The organism is Enterococcus sp. AAFC-DPL-5182 (assembly GCF_058216605.1).
In genome coordinates, this window is record NZ_CM177101.1 from 1,721,804 (window position 1) to 1,744,713 (window position 22,910).

General features: G+C 35.3%; 22 protein-coding genes. 15 read left to right on the forward strand and 7 right to left on the reverse strand.

Annotated features, from left to right (window positions below; translation table 11 throughout):
• Positions 1-52: 52 nt before the first annotated feature.
• Both AC4BB7_RS07950 and AC4BB7_RS07955 read right to left on the reverse strand, forming a co-directional pair.
• Complete coding sequence (locus AC4BB7_RS07950) at positions 53-874, reverse strand: PH domain-containing protein (protein WP_490484995.1); 822 nt, start codon at positions 872-874, stop codon at positions 53-55.
• Between the two features lie 128 nt (positions 875-1,002).
• Positions 1,003-1,527, reverse strand: coding sequence for a sigma-70 family RNA polymerase sigma factor (locus AC4BB7_RS07955; RefSeq protein WP_086312884.1), 525 nt, complete (start codon positions 1,525-1,527; stop codon positions 1,003-1,005).
• 101 nt (positions 1,528-1,628) lie between these two features.
• Here AC4BB7_RS07955 and AC4BB7_RS07960 point away from each other — a divergent pair, with 101 nt between their 5' ends.
• The 5 genes from AC4BB7_RS07960 (at position 1,629) to AC4BB7_RS07980 (ending at position 6,710) form a co-directional block, all read left to right on the forward strand.
• On the forward strand, positions 1,629-2,252 hold the full coding sequence (locus AC4BB7_RS07960; protein ID WP_490484996.1) for a helix-hairpin-helix domain-containing protein: 624 nt from the start codon (positions 1,629-1,631) through the stop codon (positions 2,250-2,252).
• Positions 2,253-2,401: 149 nt separating this feature from the next.
• On the forward strand, positions 2,402-2,911 hold the full coding sequence (locus AC4BB7_RS07965) for a ComE operon protein 2 (protein ID WP_490484997.1): 510 nt from the start codon (positions 2,402-2,404) through the stop codon (positions 2,909-2,911).
• On the forward strand, positions 2,874-5,216 hold the full coding sequence (locus tag AC4BB7_RS07970; protein WP_490484998.1) for a DNA internalization-related competence protein ComEC/Rec2: 2,343 nt from the start codon (positions 2,874-2,876) through the stop codon (positions 5,214-5,216). Before AC4BB7_RS07965 ends, AC4BB7_RS07970 begins: the two co-directional genes overlap by 38 nt.
• Positions 5,217-5,265: 49 nt before the next feature.
• Positions 5,266-6,297 carry a DNA polymerase III subunit delta gene (gene holA / locus AC4BB7_RS07975; protein WP_490484999.1) on the forward strand — a complete coding sequence of 344 codons (1,032 nt, stop codon included), beginning with the start codon at positions 5,266-5,268 and terminating at the stop codon, positions 6,295-6,297.
• A gap of 17 nt (positions 6,298-6,314) precedes the next feature.
• Positions 6,315-6,710: an ester cyclase gene (locus AC4BB7_RS07980; protein WP_086312888.1), complete on the forward strand. Its 396-nt coding sequence runs from the start codon at positions 6,315-6,317 to the stop codon at positions 6,708-6,710.
• 128 nt (positions 6,711-6,838) lie between these two features.
• On the opposite strand, the gene rpsT is transcribed toward AC4BB7_RS07980, so the two are convergent.
• Positions 6,839-7,093: a 30S ribosomal protein S20 gene (rpsT, locus tag AC4BB7_RS07985; protein ID WP_086312889.1), complete on the reverse strand. Its 255-nt coding sequence runs from the start codon at positions 7,091-7,093 to the stop codon at positions 6,839-6,841.
• Positions 7,094-7,372: 279 nt separating this feature from the next.
• Between rpsT and AC4BB7_RS07990 the strand changes: the two genes are divergently transcribed.
• The 3 genes from AC4BB7_RS07990 to AC4BB7_RS08000 all read left to right on the forward strand — a co-directional run bounded on the left by AC4BB7_RS07990 (position 7,373) and on the right by AC4BB7_RS08000 (position 9,710).
• A complete protein-coding gene (locus tag AC4BB7_RS07990; protein ID WP_086314289.1) occupies positions 7,373-8,350 on the forward strand; it encodes an inorganic phosphate transporter in 978 nt (325 codons plus the stop codon).
• A 12-nt stretch (positions 8,351-8,362) separates the two neighbouring features.
• Positions 8,363-8,986 carry a DUF47 domain-containing protein gene (locus AC4BB7_RS07995; protein WP_086312890.1) on the forward strand — a complete coding sequence of 208 codons (624 nt, stop codon included), beginning with the start codon at positions 8,363-8,365 and terminating at the stop codon, positions 8,984-8,986.
• A gap of 85 nt (positions 8,987-9,071) precedes the next feature.
• Positions 9,072-9,710, forward strand: a complete 639-nt coding sequence (locus tag AC4BB7_RS08000; protein WP_490485000.1) for an HD domain-containing protein — start codon at positions 9,072-9,074, stop codon at positions 9,708-9,710.
• Positions 9,711-9,762: 52 nt separating this feature from the next.
• On the opposite strand, the gene AC4BB7_RS08005 is transcribed toward AC4BB7_RS08000, so the two are convergent.
• The gene (locus AC4BB7_RS08005; RefSeq protein ID WP_490485001.1) at positions 9,763-11,676 is read right to left on the reverse strand and encodes a heavy metal translocating P-type ATPase; all 1,914 of its coding nucleotides are present in this window, start codon (positions 11,674-11,676) and stop codon (positions 9,763-9,765) included.
• A gap of 339 nt (positions 11,677-12,015) precedes the next feature.
• Positions 12,016-12,846: an undecaprenyl-diphosphate phosphatase gene (locus AC4BB7_RS08010; protein ID WP_086312893.1), complete on the reverse strand. Its 831-nt coding sequence runs from the start codon at positions 12,844-12,846 to the stop codon at positions 12,016-12,018.
• A 179-nt stretch (positions 12,847-13,025) separates the two neighbouring features.
• Between AC4BB7_RS08010 and AC4BB7_RS08015 the strand changes: the two genes are divergently transcribed.
• The 5 genes from AC4BB7_RS08015 to AC4BB7_RS08035 all read left to right on the forward strand — a co-directional run bounded on the left by AC4BB7_RS08015 (position 13,026) and on the right by AC4BB7_RS08035 (position 18,185).
• Positions 13,026-13,517 carry a PTS sugar transporter subunit IIA gene (locus tag AC4BB7_RS08015; RefSeq protein ID WP_086312894.1) on the forward strand — a complete coding sequence of 164 codons (492 nt, stop codon included), beginning with the start codon at positions 13,026-13,028 and terminating at the stop codon, positions 13,515-13,517.
• A 168-nt stretch (positions 13,518-13,685) separates the two neighbouring features.
• Positions 13,686-14,750, forward strand: a complete 1,065-nt coding sequence (locus AC4BB7_RS08020; protein ID WP_490485002.1) for a DUF871 domain-containing protein — start codon at positions 13,686-13,688, stop codon at positions 14,748-14,750.
• A gap of 1 nt (position 14,751) precedes the next feature.
• On the forward strand, positions 14,752-15,639 hold the full coding sequence (gene murQ / locus AC4BB7_RS08025) for an N-acetylmuramic acid 6-phosphate etherase (RefSeq protein WP_490485003.1): 888 nt from the start codon (positions 14,752-14,754) through the stop codon (positions 15,637-15,639).
• Positions 15,640-15,671: 32 nt separating this feature from the next.
• On the forward strand, positions 15,672-17,117 hold the full coding sequence (locus AC4BB7_RS08030; RefSeq protein WP_086312897.1) for a PTS transporter subunit EIIC: 1,446 nt from the start codon (positions 15,672-15,674) through the stop codon (positions 17,115-17,117).
• A 210-nt stretch (positions 17,118-17,327) separates the two neighbouring features.
• Positions 17,328-18,185, forward strand: a complete 858-nt coding sequence (locus AC4BB7_RS08035; protein WP_490485004.1) for a MurR/RpiR family transcriptional regulator — start codon at positions 17,328-17,330, stop codon at positions 18,183-18,185.
• Positions 18,186-18,254: 69 nt separating this feature from the next.
• On the opposite strand, the gene AC4BB7_RS08040 is transcribed toward AC4BB7_RS08035, so the two are convergent.
• Both AC4BB7_RS08040 and AC4BB7_RS08045 read right to left on the reverse strand, forming a co-directional pair.
• Positions 18,255-18,956 (reverse strand): histidine phosphatase family protein, encoded by a 702-nt coding sequence (locus AC4BB7_RS08040; protein ID WP_490485005.1) that lies wholly within the window; start codon positions 18,954-18,956, stop codon positions 18,255-18,257.
• Positions 18,957-19,100: 144 nt separating this feature from the next.
• A complete protein-coding gene (locus AC4BB7_RS08045) occupies positions 19,101-19,727 on the reverse strand; it encodes an MBL fold metallo-hydrolase (RefSeq protein ID WP_086312900.1) in 627 nt (208 codons plus the stop codon).
• A 197-nt stretch (positions 19,728-19,924) separates the two neighbouring features.
• Between AC4BB7_RS08045 and AC4BB7_RS08050 the strand changes: the two genes are divergently transcribed.
• The gene (locus AC4BB7_RS08050; RefSeq protein ID WP_086312901.1) at positions 19,925-20,284 is read left to right on the forward strand and encodes a hypothetical protein; all 360 of its coding nucleotides are present in this window, start codon (positions 19,925-19,927) and stop codon (positions 20,282-20,284) included.
• 9 nt (positions 20,285-20,293) lie between these two features.
• The gene (locus tag AC4BB7_RS08055) at positions 20,294-22,861 is read left to right on the forward strand and encodes a DEAD/DEAH box helicase family protein (protein ID WP_490485006.1); all 2,568 of its coding nucleotides are present in this window, start codon (positions 20,294-20,296) and stop codon (positions 22,859-22,861) included.
• Positions 22,862-22,910: the final 49 nt, after the last annotated feature.

Here is a 22,910-nt window from a genome sequence, read left to right on the forward strand (position 1 = left end):
ATAAGACAAGGGATTCGGTTCAATTTGAACATTCCTTGTCTTATTTTTTATTTTAGAGCAAAAGACACGTAGAAATTAATTGTAAAGCGGATTCAGTTCCAAAATCAAATAATGATTTTGCCGGACCAATATGGAAGAAACCGCCTAAAGCTAAGAGGATAAGGAAAACTACCGCGGCTATTATAGAAAAATAATACGTAAGCCTATAAGCTAATACAGGATTATTAACAACTCGATCAAATCTACGCTCACGATATACTTTTTTTATGACAACAATCTCTTTTAATGCTGGTATTTCTAACAATTGACGTTTTAAAATATCTGCATCACGTTGACCTAACAATTCTGAAAAAATGTGATTTTCTGATTCAAAGTCAAAGATATACGTATAAAGTGCAACTCGTTTTGGTGGAAAAGATTCATCCCAATCGAAATAGTTCATTTTATTTTCTTTTAGTGTAATTGCTTTGATTGTTGTATAAGGGTAACTAAAGAATGTTCTTTGATCCAGAAATTCTATGATCGTGGTAAAAATCATTCGTTGATCAGTGAAAATCAAAATGCGGTTTCCTCTAAGGTCATTGAAGTTTTTCACATAAGCTTTTGCTTCCTCTGTTTCAGGATGATACATGCCCAAGAGACCAAGGCCGACTGCAGAAACGTTTTGACCATCGCTAGTCATAGGTAAGTATGCATGTATTTCTTCTCCTTCTTCTAGATAAGGCTTAACTTTTTCAATAAAATCTTGTAAAAATATATACATTTTTGTTTGGTTGAACAAGTTTTTCTTTTGTTGTTTGTTCAATTCTTTTTTTGAGCTATTTGCGATTTCGTTGTTGAGTTGATTAATAACAACTTTGAATGGATTTGCCATTTGAAATTCCTCCCTTGATTTAAACAGTAAGCAAGTGTTTTTAGCTTTGATAGAAGATAGCTAAAATTATAAAATAACAATTTCGCCATAATCGGATATTGTTCTATCTTTCAAACGCTAAATAATACTTATATACCTGGATCAAATAACATTTTGATTTTTTTTCTTCCTCGGGATAGATGATTATAAACTTGAGAAACGTCCATTTCTAATTCTTTGGCTATCTCGTTAGGGGTATCTTGATAATAGTAATATTTTAGAAAAATCAATTGATCTTCTGCTGTTAAATGTTTTAATAAATCTAAAAAATGTTCTTTTTCAAAATAATCTTCTTCTAAAATACTCTCTGGAAGTTGGTCCATTGGAACAATATTTCGCTCACGAATTATTGATCGTTTTTTATCCAGACAAATATTCCGCGTGATGGTTAAACTCCAAGTTTTCAAACTACTCCTATTTTCATCATAACTAGAAATTTTCTGCCAAATTCGATAGAATACTTCATTTTCTGCTTCTTTCCGATACGTTCTTTCTTCTGGATGATTTAAGATTGCTCGAATACATTTCACGATATCTGTGCCTAAAAGATCAATAAATTTTTCTAACCCCAAAAAATCTTGTTTTTTTAATAACGCAACAATTTCTTTTTCCATCTTTTTATCACCTTCTTAACCTATTATACGATGAAGGTTTACATTTTCTATCATGAAAAAGCAAAAAGAATGCGTATCTTTACTTTGAAGGGGGAAAAATCATGGATTATCGTAAGTTGTTACAGAAATATAAGCAATATGTCATTGGGAGTATTCTTCTAATAGTGATTATTTGTAGTATTATCACATTTTTGCGGATTCGCTCTACTTCTGATGAGTTGCTAGAAGAAGAATTAGTGATGACTTCTGTCAGTTCATCTCAGTTATTGGAAACTAATTCTCAATCTAAGCAGATATACGTGGATATAAAGGGTGCTGTTGAAAATCCGGGAATGTATGAAGGAACTGCGAATATGCGTGTCTGGGACGCTGTAATGCTCGCTGGAGGGGTGAATGAGGAGGCCGATACAAAACAAGTCAATTTTTCTGAACGAATTGCAGATCAGATGGTGATCTATGTACCAAAGTATGGTGAAGAATTTCAAAAAACTGAACAAAATAATGGCACACAAAGTAGTCAGAATGAAGAAACAAGTAAAATCAATCTCAATCAAGCAAGTGAAACTGAATTGCAAGCCTTACCTGGAGTTGGTCAGAAAAAAGCGCAAGAAATCATTCGTTATCGGGAAGAAAATGGGGGTTTTAAAAACATAGAGGATTTAAAAAACATTTCGGGCTTTGGCGAAAAAACATTTGATAAATTAAAAGAGTCCATTACATCCTAAAAATTCCGATAAAACGAAAAAATAATAACTATTTTGAAAATATCTGCAGTAGGTTCTTGACGAGACTTTTCCTATAACTTACTATTTGAATAAACTACTAATAATTTAAAAATCAGCAAAAATAAATAATAACAGAGAAGGAGTATCATATGACACTAGAAAGAATTCCTTGGGATCAATATTTTATGGCACAAAGTGTGCTTTTATCGTTAAGAAGTACCTGTACACGGTTAGAGGTTGGGGCAACCGTAGTCAGAGATAAACGTATCATCGCTGGAGGTTATAATGGATCAGTAAGTGGAGATGTACATTGTATCGATGACGGTTGTTACGTGGTCGACGGGCACTGTGTTCGAACGATCCATGCAGAAATGAATGCCATCTTGCAGTGTGCAAAATTTGGTATTCCTACAGAAGGCGCAGAGATTTACGTAACTCATTTTCCTTGTTTGCAATGCACGAAGATGATTTTACAAGCAGGAATCAAAAAAATCCACTATTTAAAAGATTATCGAAATGACGAATACGCAATGGCTCTGATCCAACAAGTGGGCGCAACCGTAGATCAAGTGACACTATCAAAGAAATATTTTGCTGAACTACAATTAGGAGAAGAAGAGATTGCTTCAGTGGAAGAAGCACCTCAAACAGATCAATAATTACTGGATTTTTCCAGTATTAGTAACAATAGGAACAGTTTTTTTAGTGATAGAGCCAAGCTTGTTGACAGGTGTAGTTTGGTTTTATTTCATTAGTCGAGTTCTTTTTACAGGAAACAAGACGATTATCGGCGTCAGTTTTTTTTGTGTTCTTGGTATGATGATTTCTTGTTGGCTGACTCTAAGTAAAGAGAAACAAGCGGAATTTTCTGAAACAAATGAAGTGACAGGTCATTTATTGGTATTGCCAGATAAATATAAAGTCGATGGTGATCAACTTCAATTGGAAGGGAGTTTTTTTTCAGCTGGAAAAAAGATGCGCAAACTGATAGCCTTTTATCGGTTTGATTCTCAAGACGAAAAGCGAAGTTGGCAAAAAATCAATCAACCTGTAGAAATCAATCTATCAGGAGAGTTTCAAACACCGTTAGGACAGACCAATCTTAACGGTTTTGATTATCAGAAACAGCTTAAAGAAAATGGAATCTATCAAATACTAACGATCAGTCGTATAAATAAAATCACAGTAAAAAGACCTAGATTTTATGAAATATTGTCTTGGTTAAGTAGTTATAGAAAACAAGCAATCGATTACTGTGATAAAACTTTTTTTAAAGAAACAGCTTTGTACCTTAAAACATTGCTTTTTGGATTTAAGCCAAATGAATTTTCTCAAAAAGAAGGAATGTTAGCGAATATAGGAATTCTTCATTTGTTCAGTTTATCAGGTATGCATGTTGCATTTTTTGTGGGTTGTTTTAGATACCTACTTTTACGGTGTGGTGTCGCTATTGAACGACTATTTTGGTTACAATTGTTCTTTTCATTTGCTTATGCAGGAATGACAGGCTTTTCAATTAGTGTGGTTCGAGCCTTGGTTCAAAGTATGATCTCACTTGGTAACCGTGAATTCAATTGGCATTTATCTGGTTTGGATTGTTGGAGTTTGACATTGATAGGAGGACTTTTTTTTAAGCCGTATCTGCTGTTTTCGATAGGAGGGCAATTAAGTTACTGCTTATCATTTTTTATTTTGTATGTACAGCCTATTTCGGAAAGAATCAATCATCGAATGCTAAAGATGTATTTTTTTTCATTTTTATTGAATTGTACAATGATTCCATTGATGGGACTATCTTTTTTTGAATGGCAATTAACGAGTAGTCTGTTTACATTTTTGTTATTACCTATATTTGAACGTTTCATTCTACCTATGCTTTGTATTAGTTTGCTGAGCTCATATATATTCAAATCCAATCTTTTGTTTGCTAGTTTAGAAATATATTTTTTGATTCAACACTCTGTATTCGAATGGCTGAGCCGTTATAGTACATTTACAATCGTTACGGGCGCATTTTCTCCAATTCTGTTTCTTTTGATTTGTATACTAGTTTTCTTTACACTTCATAAGATGCACAATCAATCAAAAAAAGTGTATTTACTAGGGATAGGTCTGTTTTTCATGATGCATAATAAGTATCTTTCTCCAACTGGCACAGTTGCTTTTATTGATGTTGGTCAAGGAGATAGTGTTTTTATACAAAGTCCATTTCATCAGGAAAATATTTTGATCGACACAGGTGGAAGGATCGACTTTCAAAAAGAAAAATGGGCAATAAAGGCGAAACAAACAACGAATGCGGATTATTCAGTAATTCCTTATTTGAAAAGTAAAGGAGTAAAGTACCTCGATAAAGTTTTGATCAGCCACGGAGATATCGATCATTGCGGTGACTTAGTGGCAATCAATGAAAAAATTCCGATTCGCTCACTGTATTTTCCTGTTGGCACGGAACAAAAAGCTGTGTTCGGGAGAATGATCGATCGTTTAAAAAAGAAGGGAACGAAATGTTATCCAGTCTTAACAGGCGCATTAGTTAGTCGTTCGATTTCATTGAACATTCTGGCACCCAATAGTCCCGGAACTGGAGAAAATAAAGACTCAATGGTGGTTTATACAAAAGTTGGTGGTAGACGTTTTTTGTTTACAGGTGATTTGGAAAAAGAAGGAGAACATGAATTGTTAAAGCATTTTCCTGATTTAATGATTGATGTATTAAAAGTGGGACATCACGGAAGTAAAACTTCGTCTGACTCGCTGTTTATCCAAAAACTCAGACCGATGGATAGTATTATTTCTTGTGGACGTGATAATCGTTTCAAACATCCTCATGAAGAAACAATGAATACGTTAAAACAAGCAAGTACAAATAGTTTTCGAACAGATAAAAATGGAATGATTTATTACGAGTGGACGCCATTTTCAAAAATGTTAACGGCTAAAACAATCATGAAAGAAGACTAGCATTTCTTGAAATGACATGATAGGATGGAAAAGAGAAATGAGGGAATTTATGAACTTACAAGAGGCATTAAAACAAGTCAGACAACAACAATTTGCTTCCGTTTATTTAATTCAAGGAACAGAAGGATATCTAAGTGAGTTATTTAAAACAGAGTTAATGAGTCAATTGATCAAAACAGAGGATGATCAGTTCAATTATTCCTCTTTTGATATGGAAGAAGTTCCATTGTCTCTAGCAATGGAAGAGGCTGAAACCATTCCTTTTTTTGGTGATTATCGATTAGTTTTTATTGAAAATCCCTATTTTTTGACGGCAGAAAGAAAAACGAATGGATTGGATCATGATATGGATAGCTTATTAAAATATTTGGAGCAACCATCACCTACAACCATTTTAGTTTTTATTGCAAATGTTGAAAAAATAGACGAGCGAAAAAAAATAACTAAAGCAATCAAAAAACAGGCTGAAGTCATCGATGTCAATCCAATGGGTGAGCGTGAAGTCAGGCAATATGTAGAGCAGACGATTCAAAGTGAAGGATACGAAATTAAACCAGAAGCCTTTGACTTGTTGTTGCAGCTGACTGATTTAAATTTATCAAAAGTTATGGGAGAATTGCAAAAATTATTTTTGTATGCCTCTGACAACAAGATCATTTCATTAATTGCAGTTAAAGAATTAGTTCCAAAATCTTTAGAACATAATGTCTTTGATTTAACTAGTGATGTTTTATCCGGTCATAGTGAAAAAGCCATCCAATTGTACGAAGATCTATTGCTTCAAGGAGAGGAAACAATTAAATTAAATGCCATTTTGCTAAATCAAATTCGATTATTTTTACAAACTAAGATTTTAGCAAAACTAGGGTATCAACAAGCAAATATAGCTGAAACGTTAAAAATTCATCCGTATCGTGTAAAGTTAGCTTTGCAACAGGTTCGTCGCTTTGAATTAGATCGCTTAGAAGCGATCTATGATGAATTGGTAGAAAATGATTTTCGGATGAAAACTGGTCAGATGGATAAAGAATTGCTCTTTGAACTGTTTATTCTCAAATTATCTGGACAAGTTACCAAATAAAAAGAGAGGAGTTTTTTTTGGAAGAGTCAAAAAAAATAGTAGAAACTTTTTTTAAGGAAGTCCGATCCGGCAAAAATCTTCAGTTAGCACATGATTTTATGCATGAGAATGTAATTGCTCATCAAGTTCAGTCAGAAAATGAATATGTAATAACACGATCTCCAAATGATTATATTGAACATGTGAAAGAAATGCAGGATCTTTACGGACAATTTGAGTTAGAAATTCAAGAAATACTAGCAGATGGTCGGAAAGTTTATATTCGTTGGAAACAAACGGGACGAACACCTGGAAATAAAATAATTATTCAAATTGCCAGTGCGGTTTATTTAGTTGAACGGGGAAAGATAGCTGAATATTGGATTCAAATTGATCGTAAAGGCATTGAAAATCAAAGTGAACAACCAGATTAGTTAGAAGAATGAAGCGAAAGAAAATTGTCTAATATAAAATAGTAAGTGCGGGCTAAATTCTAAAAGATTTTAGCTCGCATTTTTTCAATAAAAAAGAAGCTAACGTAAAGTTAACTTCTACAAAATCATTATTTTGCTAATTTTTTGCTTAGACGAGATTTGTCACGGCTTGCTTTGTTTTTATGGATTAATCCTTTTGTTTCAGCCATATCAACAGCTTTAGCAGCTTCTTTATATAACGCATCTACGTTGTCAGCACCAGCAGCTACAGCATCTTCAAATTTCTTGATAGCTGTACGCATAGCATTTTTTTGAGATGAATTTTGAGCATTCTTATTAGCGTTAGTACGTACACGTTTAATTGCAGATTCAATATTTGGCATTTCTTTCACCTCCGATAAATTAAGGTCTTACACAGGAAAATCCATATGTAATTCAACACTAATCATTATACCTAATCCACACTTGCATTGCAATAAAAGATGACAAGTTTTTTTCCTTAACAGTAAAATTATTGATTTCATCATGTAAAAATCAATTTGTATTTAAGTTTGATAGAAAAATTCGATACTTTTCTCAAAAAATATGCTATCATAACAGGGGAAAAATGAAATGGTGGTGTCAATGTGAATATTGCTTTAATTGTAACAGTTACGCTTGTGATGGGTGTTATTTTTGTTAATGGCTGGACAGATGCGCCGAATGCAATTGCAACCGCTGTCTCGACGCGTGTCTTAAAACCAAATGTCGCAATTTGGATGGCAGTTGTCATGAACTTTTTTGGTGCACTAGTGATGACTTTCTTCAATGCTCAGGTAGCTGAAACGATCAGTAACATTGTTAGTTTTGATGCACAGGGAAATGCATCACAAGTAGCGTTAGCGGCAGCTTTATTTTCGATTGTGGTTTGGTCGGTAGCTGCTTGGTATTTTGGTATTCCAACAAGTGAGAGTCATGCGCTAATTGCTGGTCTTACAGGTTCTGCAATGGCTTTAGGTGGACTTGGAGCAGTGAACGGCGCCGAGTGGACAAAAGTTCTTGTGGGTCTAGTTGTGTCTACTGTTATGGGATTTGGCGGCGGATTTCTTGTTACAAAACTAATTGTAATCCTTTTCAAAAATGTAGTTAGGAGAACAGCGAATAAAGTTTTTACATATGGACAAGCATTTGGTGCTGCTGCAAATGCTTTTTTACACGGTGCTCAGGATGGTCAAAAATTTATGGGTGTATTTATGTTGGGACTTTATTATAATAATTTAGCAGAAAAATCAGGATCGGGCTTTATTATTCCTATCTGGGTAATGGTTCTCTGCTCGGTAACGATGGGTTTTGGAACTTCTGTTGGCGGTATGAGAATCATAAAATCAGTTGGTATGGATATGGTGAAGTTAGAACGATACCAAGGATTTGCAGCTGATTTAAGTACAGCTATTTGTTTATTTGCGGCCTCTATTTTTGGTATACCAGTTTCTACTACTCATACTAAAACGACTGCCATAATGGGGGTAGGCGCTTCAAAAAGAGTGTCTAGCGTCGATTGGCGCATTGTAAAAGAAATGTTGATTGCTTGGATCTTGACGTTTCCGGGCTGCGGGCTCATTGCCTTTGTGATGGCAAAAATATTTATAGCATTATTTTAAGGAGAGAATAAAATGGCTAGAAAAAAGCAATTTGATTACTTTGGTGAATTAGAGCATTTAGCAAAAAATGCTCATCAAGCTGCAGAGCTTTTGGAAATGATTGCAATTGATTATTCCCTTGAAAAACTTGAGAGTGAAGCGGAAAAAATCCATATTTTAGAACGTGAAGGGGATCAGATCGTTCAAAAAATATTGAACGAGTTATATATTTCATTTATCACACCTATTGATAGGGAGGATATCGTTGAGATTACGCAGCGATTAGATGATGTGCTGGATACGATTAATAGTATAGCTTATTTGCTAAGTAGTCTAGTTGTAAAAGAGTTGAACGATAATGCGCTGATTTTTATTACGTATGGAGTAGAAGCTACGGCGGGTGTTCTAACGGCAACTAAAGAATTTGCAAAATTTAAAAATTCAAAAACATTACATGCGATGATCGATGAAGTGAGCGAAATCGAGGGGAAAGCTGATAAATTATACAGTGATGCTTTGAAAGATTTATTTACAAATGAGGAAAATCCAATTGAAGTTATACGCTGGAAAAATGTTTATGATCAGTTAGAAGAGCTATTAAATGCAAGTGAATCAGTTGTAGATGTAATTGGCGGATTAGTGATAAAAAATAGTTAATAAAACGAGCATTTAAAATGACGGGTTGAGGTAAATCAAAATTTATCTCAGCCTATTGTTATTCAAACTAAAACGGAGAAATCGAATGGACAATCAAAAAATTGAAAAAATCAAGAATTATGTACAAGCAATAATGGAAAAAGATCAAAGTGGTCATGGGATGGATCATATCAACAGAGTAGTACGATTAGCCACTACAATTGCTGAAACTGAAACCTGTGATCTTTATATCGTTACAGCAGCAGCTTATCTGCATGATACTGTTGATGATAAATTAGTTTCTGATTCAAATCAAGCGTACCAGCAATTAGAAACGTTTTTAAAGCAAATTGATAGTTCAACTGCTCAAATCCAGCATATCATCCATATAATCAAAAACATTTCTTTTAGCAAACAATTTACTGGAACGAAAGAAAAACTCACAATCGAAGGTCAAATTGTACAAGATGCAGACCGTTTAGATGCTATGGGAGCAATTGGAATTATTCGAACGATTTATTACGGTGGGCACAAAGGTAATCAAATCTACGATCCTACTATTAAACCTAGAACACTGCGCTCAAAAAGTGAGTATCGTGATGAAAGTACAATTATCAATCACTTCTACGAAAAGATTCTTTTGCTGAATGATCGTTTAAATACAGAATATGCTAAAAAAATAGGGAGTAAACGTCAAAAATTCTTAGAAGCTTTTCTAGAAGAATTTTTTGAAGAGTGGGGATAAATAAATAGCGTCTAAAACAAAAGAGAGAGTTGTTTTAGACGCTATTTATTGATTAAACAAGTTCTACAGCTTGTGCGGAATATTTTTTGGCAATAGACTTTTTGCCAGGAATTGTTTTTAGCATTCTCAACCCATTTAAAATAACAAGAATCGTACTACCTTCATGACCAATCACGCCTAAGGGTAAGTTGATGATCTGGAAAAAATTGGATAAAACGAGTAACACAATGATTCCAGCAGAAAATGCAATATTTTGAGTGACGATACGTTTTAATTTCTTTGAAAGTTGATGACTCATTTGCAATTTTTCCAAATCATTTTGCATTAGAACCATGTCTGCTACATCCATCGCAATATCAGTTCCTTCACCCATCGCGACTCCAATCGCTGCATTTGCCAAAGCAGGGGCATCATTGATTCCATCACCGACCATCGCATTCATACCATATTTTGCTTTTTGTTCTTTGATCAGTACTGTTTTGTCTTCTGGTAAGCAATTTGCATAAATTTGATCGATGTCAAGTTCGTTTGCCACAGCTGTAGCTGTTTTGTCGTGATCACCAGTAATCATCGTCGTATGAATACCATTTTCTTTAAAGTAAGCAATCACATTTTTTGCTTCAGGTTTTGGAATATCTAGCAAGCCAAAATAAGCAATGAGCTCTTGATTTTTAAATAAATAGATTACGGTTTTTCCATCGTTTTGTAATTTTTCGATTGTTTGATTTAAACTTTCATTAATGATAGTTTGATCATTGAATGAACTTTTCCCAACGCGCCAAGTCGCATCATCAAGTGTTGTTTCCATTCCGAAGCCGATAATGTTTTTTACTTCTATCTTTTCATAGTTAGCGGTAGTTTCATGATCAAAGTGTGTAATAATTGCTTGAGCCAAAGGGTGGGTGGATTGTCTCTCCATTGCAATAAGAATATTTATGGCATCTTGATTATTAGTTAAAAAAACTGAATCAGTAACGACTGGTACGCCATGTGTTAATGTTCCTGTTTTGTCAAATGCAATTGCCTTCAAAGATGCTAAATTTTCTAAATAGACGCCACCTTTAAATAAGACGCCATTTCTGGCTCCATTGGAGATAGCAGCTAAAGTAGCAGGGGTCGCCGAAGCTACTAATGCGCATGGCGAAGCAACAACAAGTAAGACCATTCCTCTATAAAAACTTTCATTCCATGACCAACCTAAAAATAAATAAGGAATTAATATCATCAAAGGAATCGCAATCAAGACAACTTTTACATAAATATTTTCAAGCTTTTCAATAAAACTAGCTGTTTGTGAAGGCGTATTTTGCGCTTCATCTACTAAACGGATGATTTTCGCAAATAACGTGTCTTCACTGTTTTTACTAACACTCATTGTGATAGCTTCGCCTAAATTAATAGTTCCGCCGAATAAGGGGTCTTCTTTTCTTTTTTCAGATGGAATAGACTCTCCGGTAATTGCGGCTTCATCGATAGTTGAAGAGCCAGCACATAGTATACCATCAATAGGAATACTTGCTCCTTTTGGAACCAATACCAAGTCACCAATTTTTAATTCACTAACAGCTATTTCTGTTGTTTTTCCTTGGTTATTAAGCAAAAGGGCTGTTTCAGGCTGCATATTCATTAAACTAGAGATTTCTTTTTTGCTTTTATTTGTTGTGTATTCTTCCAAAGCGCCACTAAGACAAAAAATAAAAGTCAGCATAGCGCCTTCAAACCAGTTGCCGATAATACAAGCCCCAATTGCGGCTAATGCCATTAGCAAATCTACATTCAGACGTTTATTTTCAACTGTTTCGATAATTCCTTCTTTGGTCTGTTTAAATCCCCCGAAAAGGATAGCGAAAATAAAGCTAATTGGATAGAAAGAGACACCGTTTTTTTCAAGGATAAAACCTAACATCATAAATAGCAAACATAAGATTGTGGAAAGAATAGCCTTTTTTTCTTCTGTAAGTTTCATTATTATCACTCCTCATAAAGAGCATATCATAGTTAAAAGCTAAATGATAATAGAATCATCTAAATGAGAACGATAGTGATTCTCATTTGGTTTTTCATTTATAAATAAGGGTTTAAATATTAATTTAACTATATTGATTCTAAATAAGAGTGATAATCATTATCAACATTAAGTTTAATGATTTTAAGTTTATTTCTCAAAAATTACATAAAAAAGGTGAGTGAGACATAACTCTTCGAGTCATATCCCACTCACGTGGAATCCAGATAAACGGTGGGAGAAAAAGCAACTCCTTTTTATTTCTCAGAGTTAAACACTTCTGTCCCATCCTCCTAAAAATTAAGAAAATAGCCAATAACTGATTAATAAAACACCAAGTACGATGCGATACCAACCGAATGCTGTGAAATCGTTTCGTTTTAAGTAGTTCAATAAGAACTTGATCACTATGATTGAAACGACAAAAGCTACAATTGAACCAGTTAGCAAAATGAATGTTTCAGTAAATCCAAATGAGTTTCCCTTCATAACAAACTTTGCAATTTTTAAGAAGCTAGCACCGAACATAACAGGAATCCCAAGGAAAAATGAAAATTCTGTTGCAACAAAACGTGAAGCACCAATAATAATTGCACCGAGAATTGTTGCTCCTGAGCGTGATGTTCCTGGAATTAAAGATAACACCTGGAAGAAACCAACAATTGCTGCGGCTTTATACGTGAAATCTCTTAAATCAGTACACTTTGGTTTACGATCACGATTTCTTTTTTCGATGAGAACAAATGCTACCCCATAGACAATGAGCATTAACGCAACTGTAAAGAAATTATGAAATTTCGCTTCGAGCCAATCGTCTAGTGGAATACCAATAATTGCAGCTGGTGCACAAGCAACAACGACCTTTGACCAAAGAATCCAAGTATCTTTCTTTTCCGTCTCATCTTTTCTTGGTGAGAAGGGGTTTAGCTTGTGGAAGTAAAGAACGACAACAGCCATGATCGCACCAAGCTGAATTACTACATTGAACATTTCCATAAAATCTTTGCTAAGGTTCATTTTAATAAATTCATCGACTAAGATTAAATGTCCGGTACTACTAATTGGAAGCCATTCAGTTACTCCCTCGATAATACCTAGAATAATTGCTTTCCATAAATTTGATAAAAGCATAGGTTCAATCCTTTCCAACATAGAATAATAAATCACTATTAGTATACCTTTTAGGCTGAGAAAAACCAACTAACTTTTCTGAGTATTAGAAAAAATTAGAATCATGCTTATTCATTGTTGAATTTATTCAGAGAATTTTCTATACTATTACTATTCATGAAAATTGGAGGAAAAAGTAAATGTTTGGATTTTTGAAAAAGAAAGCACCTGTTGAATTCAACGAAACGCTATATGCGGTAGCAACTGGAAAGCTGATTCCGATCAGTGAAGTCAATGATCCAGTTTTTTCACAGAAAATGATGGGAGACGGTTTTGCTATTATTCCAGCAACAGGAGAGATTTATTCACCAATTGCAGGAGAAGTACTAAGTGTTTTTCAAACAAAACATGCAGTAGGAATGAAAATGGCGAATGGTCTTGAAATTTTACTTCATATGGGAATTGATACAGTGGAACTTAATGGAGAGCCGTTTGACATAAAAGTAAGCGAAGGTTCTAAAGTATCACAAGGTTCATTGATTGCTAACGTCGATTTAGAAGCGATTGTGTCTGCTGGGAAAGCAACGGATATGGTCGTTGTGATTACCAATATGGACGCTTTAAAAAGGTTTGAACTTAGTAAGACAGGACAAGTTAGTACTGGGGACGAAGTCGGCGTGGCCAAAGCATAATTCATGGATTAATTAAATTGAAGAATGGAAAACAGTAAAATGTTTCTCCATTCTTTTTCTGCTATTTCATGAAAAATAATTCCGATTTTGAATTAAAATATATATTTATGTTGAAATATTATTTCAAATGAATTATAATGAAAGCGGATTAGGAGGGGGCAGATAGAAATGTATGGTATTTCGATTTTTTTAAGTGACGATCTGACTGATGAAACGCGCTTATATATTCAAAAAATGAGCACAATTGGTTTTAATGGGATTTTTACTTCATTACATATTCCAGAAGATGATGCAGCTTTATATGCAAAAAGATTAAAAGAACTGGGAAATATTGCTCAAAAATACAATATGAGACTGATGGTCGACATTTCAGGTGAAGCATTGAAGCGAGCTGGATTTTCTTTTGAACGTTTAGAGGAAATTTTGGCTATTGGTGTTACTGGTTTGCGTATGGATTACGCTATTTCAAATCAAGAAATTGCTGAGGCATCTCATTATTTAACGATTGGTTTAAACGCTAGCACTATTTCAGTAGAGGATGTCGAGGAACTTCAAGAATTCAATGCGAATTTCAAAAATTTTGAAGCGTGGCATAATTATTATCCCAGACCTGAAACAGGTTTATCCAGTCAATTTTTCAAGGAAAAAAATCGTTGGTTAAAAGATTCCGGATTTCGGGTGTTTGCATTTGTCCAAGGAAATAATCAATTGAGAGGACCGCTTTACAAAGGGTTACCCACATTGGAAAAACATCGTTATGATAATCCATTTTCAGCAGCATTGGATTTAAATGAAAATTATTGTGTAGATGGCGTTTATGTCGGTGATCCTAGGATTTCCGAACGAACAATCCATCAATTTGAAGATTACAATTGCAATCAAATGTTGCAATTAGAAGTATCTGACATAGGGAGTCAGTACTTTACAAATATTTTAGGAAAACACACGAATCGCTCAGACGAGGCGCGTGATGTGATACGTAGTGCTGAGGCACGGTTCAAAAAAATAGCAAGAATCGAACCGGAAACGGTATTGGAAAGAAAAATGGGAAGTGTGACCATCGATAATATTCAGTATGGAAGGTACATGGGAGAAATACAAGTAACAAAAAAAGATTTACCAGGAAACGAACAAATCAACGTTGCAGCCCAAGTCGTACCAGAAGACTGTTCGTTATTAAAGCTGATAAAAGCAGGCAGAGCCTTTAATTTAATAGAGAAGGGAACATTATGAAATGAACTTAGAGAAATTAACAACCGAACGTAGAAATCAGGAAACCATGAATTTAGATGAGTTGTCGATTAAAGAAGCGCTAGAGAAAATGAACCAAGAAGATCAAAAAGTTGCTCTGGCAGTAAAAGAGGCACTTCCTCAAATCGAACCAGTTATACAATCAATTATTGATTCTTTTAACAGAGGCGGCAGGCTAATTTACATGGGTGCTGGCACAAGTGGTCGTTTGGGTGTGTTGGATGCCGCAGAATGTGTACCGACTTTTGGAGTAGATCCTACCATGGTTCAAGGTTTGATTGCCGGTGGTCAGACAGCTATGACTGTGGCTGTGGAAGGAGCAGAAGACTCCAGAGAGTTGGGGCAGCAAGACTTAGTGGATAGTGGACTCACAGACAAAGATGTTGTGATTGGTATTGCAGCAAGTGGTCGAACACCGTATGTGATCGGCGGTTTGGTTTATGCGGATTCAATTGGTGCAGCTACGGTTTCGATATCATGTAATAAAGAAGCTGAAATCAGTCAATATGCGCAAATGCCGATCGAGGTCGATGCAGGACCCGAATTTTTGACTGGTTCAACCCGTTTGAAATCAGGAACAGCTCAAAAATTGATTTTGAATATGATATCAACGATCTCAATGATCGGAATTGGCAAAGTATACAATAATTTGATGGTTGACGTAAAACCGACGAATGAAAAACTAGTAGAACGATCAAAACGGATTATTATGGAAGCTACGAACTGTGATTATGAAACGGCAACAGCCTATTTTGCAAAAGCGGATGAGAATGTAAAACTAGCGATTGTTATGATATTGACAAATACTTCAAAAGAAGAAGCAAGTGAAAAATTGATAAAAGGCAATAATTTTATTAAAAATACAATTTAAAAAATCAAAGGATTTAAAGGAGGAGAAAAGTCATGACAGAAGATAAAATCAAACGCTTGGCTAGGGAAATTTATGAAGAAGTAGGAGGACAAGAAAACGTCTTAAAGCTACGCCACTGTATGACACGTGTCCGTATGGATATTCGTGATTACGACAAAGTGAAATTAGAAGCTTTAAAAAATATTGATGGTGTTATGGGTGTTGTAGAAGATGATACTTTACAGGTTGTGATCGGACCTGGAACTGTCAATAAAGTAGCTCAAGAAATGGTTGATATGGCTGGTGTAAAGCTAGGAGAACCATTTCCTAGTGTACAAGAAAAAGAAACTGAGCTCTCTGGAAAACAATTAGTTGAAGAAAAAGCGGCGCAAGTAAAGGCAGCCCAAAAAGAAAAGAACAAAAACAATTCTGGGTTCAAAGCAGTTTTGAAATCGATTTCTAACATTTTCGTTCCATTGATCCCAGCTTTTGTTGGTGCTGGAATTATTGGTGGAATTGCTGCTGTAATGTCTAATCTCTTAGTGGCTGGCACGATTGGTGATTCTTGGCAGCAATATATTGATGTTTTGAATATCATAAAAAACGGAATTTTTGCTTATCTTGCTTTGTATACTGGGATTAATAGTGCTAGTGAATTTGGAGCAACACCAGCTCTTGGTGGTGTAATTGGTGCGGTGACGATGCTGACTGGGATGAATCCAGAAGCTCCACTACCAAATATTTTGACTGGGGGAACCTTGTCGGCTGGACAAGGTGGGATCATTGGAGTGATTTTTGCAGTTTGGCTACTTTCATTAATAGAGAAGCAATTGCATAAAGTAATCCCTGATTCAATTGATATTATTATCACGCCTACCGTTTCTTTGCTTTTGATTGGTTTGATCACGATTTTCTTAATTATGCCCGTCGCTGGCTTTATCTCTAACAGCCTTGTAGGTGTTATTAATGTTGTATTGGAAAAAGGTGGTATGTTGGCTGGCTTTACTTTAGGAGCTACGTTTTTACCAATGGTTATGTTCGGGTTGCATCAGATATTAACACCGATCCATATTGAAATGATTGCCCAAACTGGAATGACGTTATTATTGCCAATTCTAGCAATGGCTGGAGCTGGCCAAGTGGGTGCTGCGTTAGCATTGTGGATTCGTTGCAAAAATGATACAAAACTCGTTGAAATGATTAAAGGAGCATTGCCTGTAGGGATTTTGGGAATAGGAGAACCTTTGATTTATGGGGTAACGTTACCATTAGGACGTCCATTTATCACCGCGTGTATTGGTGGAGGAATCGGTGGTGCAGTGATCGGTGCTTTTGGAAATGTAGGCTCTATTGCAATTGGACCAAGTGGCGTAGCACTGATTCCGCTAATTGCGAATAATCAATGGTTAGCATATGTACTAGGGTTATTAGCAGCTTATGCTGGTGGGTTCGTTGCAACATTTTTCTTTGGAATTCCAAAAGATTTGCAAGAAAAATAAAATTTAGTGAAGGAACAACTGACTTCTTAGCACAAGGCATTTAATTGCTACGCTAAATGAAATCAGTTGTTTTTTTGAGGAGAGAGAAGAGCGCTTATTTTAACGGATATATTTCTTTTCGATGGATTTTTAGCTATAATGAAAGAGCAAACTGTTGGACTGTTTACGAAAAAATGGGGGATTTCAGCAGGAAAAAAGGATGTGTAAATCATGCAGCAAAATATAATTTTAACAATTCAAGATCATATCAAACATTTACCAGGTTCGGAACAAAAAGTGGCAGATTACATTTTGAAACACACAAGTGAAGTCATTACTTTAAGTGCTCAAGAATTAGCTAAAAAATCTGGTTCCAGTCCAGCGGCAATCATTCGCTTTTGTCGCTCAATCGAAGTTAGTGGGTTCACTGACCTAAAATTACTACTCTCAGCCAACCTAGGAACTGTGGATACACAAATGTATACTGAAGTCGAAAATGGTGAAACAACTACGGCAATAAAAGAAAAACTTCAGCATCGGTTGATTCATATTTTAGAACGCACGAGTGAACATCTAGAAGATCAAGCAATCGATCAGGCAGTTAAAGAGTTGGAAAAAGCAGAAATGATTTTTGTTTATGGACTAGGTGCTTCATCGTTAGTTGCCCAAGATATTTATCAAAAATTTACTCGACTTGGATTGAGTGTATTTTTTACAATGGATCATCATTTATTTGCTTCCGCGCTTGGGACAAACCGATTAAAGGGAATTTTTATAGGGATCTCAAATTCGGGTTCAAATCAGGAAACGAATGCATTAGCGGATATTGCTATTGAACAAGGGCTGACAGTGATTGGGTTAACAACGGATTCAACTTCTGCTTTAGCACAAAAAAGTTCAATCTTACTTCTGACACCTTCTGGCGGAGAAGCACCACTGAGAAGTGCTGCAACTGTTTCACTGACAGCTCAACTTTATGTAGTTGATGTGCTATTTTTTGCTTATGCAGCTAAAAACTACAGTGAAACACTAGAAAAAATCCAAGATTCTAAGGAAGCAGTTGAAATCGTAAAAAAAGAGTTGTATTAAATCAAATATAGAAGAAAGAGGTTCAGAAGAAACAACTTTAGTTTCTTCTGAACCTCTTATTTTTAGTGCTTATTTAGTGAATGTAAGCTCACGTCCATTATCGATATAATGAGTATCGTTAACTGTATCAATGGTAAATTTACCATTTTCATAGATCAGTTTTGTTACGCTGCCATTTTCAAGTCCAATCTGCATGGGCAAGCTATTGTCGATTAAAGACATTAAAAATGAAATCGTCAATCCATGAGATACGATCATGACATTACCGCCACCGTTTTTTTCGCGATGGTGGGCAATATCTTCAAAGCCATTCCAAACCCGTTCGCGGATTTTTTCATAAGGTTCTGCCCAATTTGCTGTATCTGCAGCGATAATAGCATCAGCTAAATCTTTATAACTAATTCTTTTGGTCATCATGTCTTCATAGTTTTTAAAAGCTAAAATTCTTGGAACGACGCCCCAAAGTTCTCCATCATAACCACCATCTAGAGAACCAAAGCACCATTCACGAATACGGCTGTCTGTGCCGTAAGGAATATCAGCTCCGTTTTGATGTTCTTGTAAAATAATACGTGCTGTTTGCATAGCACGACCGCTATCACTAGAGTAAGCCTCTTTGAAATCTACATTACAAAGGCCAAGACCTAAATAATGTATGACTTTTTCACCTTCCTTAGTTAAAGGGGTATCTGACCAGCCTTGGGTTCTGCCGATCGTGTTGAACATTGTTTTACCATGGCGGATAATATAAAGCGTTGTTGGTTCATTCATATAGAATTCCTCCTTAATTTTGTGAAGCTGAATAGCTTGATCAGTTCTTGATTAGAAGATAGAAACATATGATTAAAAAACTTTTGTTGGCTTTTACTTATTGATCTTACTATTCAAAGATTGGTTAAAAAAACTAGATACATTCTAGTTGAAAAAAGGATTTGTTTTCTTCTCATGTTCGATCGTTGTGGCATCACCATGTCCAGGGTAGGCAGGGAATTCATCGGGCAATGTAAAAAGATAGGTTCTAATACTATGAAGTAGTTGCTGCATATCACCTGTGTGCAGGTCGCTTCTGCCGATACTGCCTTTGAATAAAGCATCTCCTGTGACAACGAAATCATCAAAAACCAAACTCACACTGCCGATTGAATGTCCAGGTGTAGGCACCACAGAAAATTTGATACCGCCTAAGTTGTAATCCGTTAGTTCGAATTCTACTTCAGCTGGTTGGACAATGATATCAGCGATATCACTATGACGACCTGCTCCAGATAGGTTTAAAATCGGGTTTGATAACCATTCTTGTTCTAGTGGACTAACATACACAGGAATGGCGTATTGATGACGAAGTTCTTCAACGGCTCCTATATGGTCATAATGTGTATGTGTTAATAAAATAGCAATTGGTTTTTTCCCAGTTTTTTTGATTAGTGCTGCTATCTTATCTGCATCAGCTCCTGGATCGATAATCAAAAGGTTGGTTTCGTTATAAATTAAGTAACAATTTTCTTGGATAACACCCGTTTGGATTCGTTCGATTTTCAGCATAGTTATTTGCCTCCTACTTAAATATAGTTTCCCTCTAAGTATACCCCACTTTAATGAAGAATCAAAAGGCAGAGTTTCTTTTTGAGCCATTGAGAAATAGAAACGAAATGAGAGGGGATTTTACTTTTATTTTGCAATCGATCATAATAAGGAGAGTATCTTAGTAAGTAAGTGATCAGAAAAGGAGTTTATTAAAAATGAAAAAAGTTAATCAGTTTTTAGAACAAATTCCGGCATTACTATCTAGTAAAATCTCTATTTTTATTTATCTTTTTCTTTTTTTCTATCTAGTTGTTTTTGCCGTTTTAACCATGTGGATCCCGTTGTTGAAAAATGTTCAGCCTTCCGCGAATGTTCAATTGATTTTGGGAAACTACACAAACGTTTTAAGTGCTTTAGGTGCTTCTTTGGCAGCAGGGAGTGGTACGCTTATCCATCATAGCCTATCTACTCTGCATAAAAAACATGATACAATGCATGATGAATTGCAAAAGACGATCACTGAACTTCATAAGAAAATCGATCGTTTGGAGAGAACAAATCAAGGAAAGGACTAATATAAATATATGACGATTTTAACGGATAAAAAGGTTACGTGGCGTGAATATCAAAAACAACTGATTGCTCAATTGCCGAAATATAAGTCCAATCATTCTATTCATTTTGTTGCGCCACCTGGATCTGGTAAAACGTATTTAGGGATTGAAATCATTCGACAATTAGATAAAAAGACATTGATTTTAGTACCCTCTTTAGTGTTAAAACAGCAGTGGATTGATACGATTCAAACCATTTTCTTGAAAAACGCCTCTGATCAAGCAGCTATTTCTGATTCAATCGAAATAGTCAAAGAGATTACAATTGAGACTTATCAGACGATTTATAGTCGACTTACAAATGATCCAGAATTTTTGGCAAGAGAAAAAATCGATGTTTTAGTTCTAGATGAGGCACATCATTTGAAAAAAAGTTGGGGGGAAACGTTGCTAAATTTAAAAGCAGCTGTTCCACGATTACTCACGGTTTCGCTAACAGCAACACCTCCGTATGATGCTACCTTACAAGAATGGACTCAATATCAGCTTTTAAATGGACCTATTGATGAAGAAATAAGCATTCCATCACTGATTAAAGAAGACGTATTAGCTCCTCATCAAGATTATTTGTATCTTGTTTCAGCACCAATCGGAATTGTTGACCAATATGAAACATTTATACAAAAACAAGCAGAAGTAGTGGAAAACATTGCAGCAAGTACTGAGATCGCTGATTATTTATTACAGCAACCATTTATTCAACACCCGAAAGCGCAAGAAGAATTTATTTATCAAGCATTCGATATTTACTTAAGTTCGTTGTTGTTTTTACAATTACATGGGTATCAGTTAGAAGAGGAACATTGGTTACTATTAGGAGTTACCAAGTCCCAAGGAGAGAAAGGTCAATTTCCAACTTTTGACAAACAACACATGATTGATTTATTAGTCTATTTATATGAAAGTGCACCTGAGTTGTGCATTTTTGACTATTTAGAGAAAGAAGGTTGGGTTTCTCAAAAACAGCTACAACTATTCCCAGACTTTTCTGAAAGCTTATTAAGTCAGGCCCCAATCGAAAAAAAAGAAGCTATTTGTCGTATATTACTTTGCGAATATGAAAAATTAGGTAGCGAACTCTCAGGATTGGTATTAACAAATTTTATTAAGAAAGATGTTCTTTTGGGAAAAAATGGTGAATTGGAGTACGGATTGGTCCCGATATTCGATAGTTTAGTACCTTTTTTTAAAGAAGAATTAGGTGTAGCTGCGGTTTGCGGTGAATTCTTGATCATTCCTAAGAAACTAGCGGCTGATTTTTTTGAGGTCTCCATCAAGAGTAGTATTCATCCTTACTTTGAGGAGTACTGTGTCGTTTACCCTCATGAGCAAAAGCGTTCCACAGCTTTAAGTATTCTGACACGTTTAATTAGTGAAAAAGTCATTCAATTGCTGATTGGAACAAGCAGCCTTCTTGGCGAAGGATGGGATTGTCCAGAAATAAATACAGTTGTTTTAGCTAATCAGTCTGTTTCATTCGTCCAAACTCAACAATTAAGAGGACGTGGTTTACGAATCGATGGGTCAAATAAAACAACGAATATCTGGCATTTAGCTGTTGTGATTCCAGAACTAGAGTACGCCAAACAAATTGATGTAGGTCGAATCATGAAACGTATGGGATATGTATGCGGTCTAACGTTTGAAACCCAACCCAGTATTGAAAGCGGAATCGAACGCTTTAACTTATTAGGTCTATGCTCAGGAAAAGAGATTGCTGTATATAATCAAGAAATGCTCTTTTGGAGTGGAGAGCGTAAACAATTAGCACACCTTTGGAAATATGCGCTAGAAAAAGGGAGCCGTTTGACTATGCCGTTAATTGTTAGGAAAGATCCGCAATTAGGCCACAGAGAAACAAAGCCTTTTGTCGTCATGCAAAGTGTAACGGAAAATATAGGCCAAAAATCGCGGTATCATTGGATAGGAATAACAGCTTTATCAGTTGTAGGTGCTTTATCTCAAATAGTTAATCCTCTTATGGGGAGCCTTATTTTAGGTCTAGATGGAGTCGCGATTGTATGTGTCATCAACAAGGAAAAAATCTCAAAAACGTTTCTAGCTTATAATAAGAAAAAAATATGGAAAAAAGAAATGATGAATATCCGCTATTTAGCTTTGAGTGTAATTGAAACATTCATAAATCTTGGTTTAACTGAAGCTGATGCATTAAGTCGATTGATCATAGAAGAAGCAGATCAAGAATGTCGGTATTTCATCGATCAAGCGAAGTATCAAGAAGAACACTTATTTCATACAGTGATGAAGGAAGTCCTTTCTGAGGTAAAAAATCCGCGTTATTTCCTCTATACCAAGACTTCTAAAATTATAGGAGTTCCCGAATTGTTTGCACGAAACAAAAAATCAGCCGAGTTGTTTCAAAAGGCTATCAATCAGAATTTTTCAATAAAAAGTGAATTAATTTATTCTAGAAATGTAGAAGGTAGAAAGAAGCTTGTACAAGCAAAAATGTCAAAAACAAACTTAGTTCAAGATTTTTCTAAAAATGAAAGTATCCAAAAAAGTATTTGGGTATAAGATGATGATGGCTTAATCGATTGTCATTTTTCTAAAAAGCATTTAAACG